The organism is Nonomuraea lactucae (assembly GCF_003313395.1).
GTDB classification, from domain to species: domain Bacteria; phylum Actinomycetota; class Actinomycetes; order Streptosporangiales; family Streptosporangiaceae; genus Nonomuraea; species Nonomuraea lactucae.
The window spans coordinates 1-1,137 of record NZ_QNFZ01000451.1 but is presented as its reverse complement, the minus strand read 5'-3'; the positions used below and the strand labels follow the sequence as shown (position 1 = coordinate 1,137).

Genomic DNA, 1,137 nt, shown 5'->3' with positions numbered 1-1,137 from the left:
TCGTGACGATGCACTCACCAACGCCTGATCGCCAGCGGAACCGGCAATCTCGGCGGTCCGAGGCGGAGCCTCATTAGATCTGCGATCTCCGTCATGCCGGAAATACCCTCGCCGCCTCCACGGGCGCGAGCCTCCGTGAGCTGATGACCCGCATGGGCCACTCGTCGTCGCCAGCGGCACTGATCTATCGGCACGCCTCACAGGAGCGAGACCAGGCCATCGGGCAGGCAACGGGCACGCGAGATCGGATAGAAAGCTGGAAGATCACGAAGGCCAGGCTTCCCACGCGGGATGACCTGGCCTTTTATGGTGAGAGCGGACGACGGGAATCGAACCCGCGTAGCTAGTTTGGAAGACGTCTCGCCATGATCGCCTGAAGTGCTGCGGTGCAGGTCACGGTGGGTTTCGTGCTGTCCGGGACCTCCCACGATTCCCCGTGAATGACCGCCCGTACAGGCACGCTTGTGGCACGCCTACTCGTAGATCGTCGCAGCGCCCAAGGCGTGTGCCAGAAACGACCATGTGGCATCGACTGGCTCGGGCTGGCCCATGTTCCTGTAAGAGCCGGGAGAGGAATCGATCCAGGCCGCGAGGGCTTCTAGGTAGCGGTCAAGCGTAAGGTTTTCCCAGTCTGCGCCATTGATCAACTCCTGGTGGAGAGATTTCACATAGCGCACGAGGTCTTCTCGGGACTGCACCGTGTCCGCTTCTTGAGGAGATGCCATGCTCGGATGATCCCAGACATCCGCACGTCCGCCCCGACCGATCTTCCCGTCTGCCTCGTCCCACCTGGAAGGCAGCGGGCCAAGGGCCTGGGGTCAAGGCTGGAGCTCCCCACTGGAAGAACGACCTTGACCCCAGGCCCTTGGTCTGCTGGGCTTCGCCTGGGGCGTGGCAGACGGGAAGATCGGGCTCGCGCTCGCCACTGACTACCGGGCCGGCCGTGTTCGCGATCATCCCGGAGCGGAGTCCCCCGCCGGAGGCATGTCTTGACCTGTTGTCCCTGCTGGCTGTGTCTCGGGTGACTGCACTTATGTGTGACTAGGTCGGCCGACTGTCCCGTCTCCTGCCCGCGCGGCTCCCGCCCGTGACCGGCCCCCAGGCCGCAGCGCGGGCGGGGAGGGCCGCGCGGGTGCG

The 1,137-nt window shown here is 64.9% G+C and carries 1 protein-coding gene; it reads right to left on the bottom strand.

The genetic code is table 11. From position 1 onward, the window contains the following. Positions 1-473 precede the first annotated feature (473 nt). The gene (locus DQW85_RS22580) at positions 474-725 is read right to left on the bottom strand and encodes a DUF7660 family protein (protein WP_113702164.1); all 252 of its coding nucleotides are present in this window, start codon (positions 723-725) and stop codon (positions 474-476) included. Positions 726-1,137: the final 412 nt, after the last annotated feature.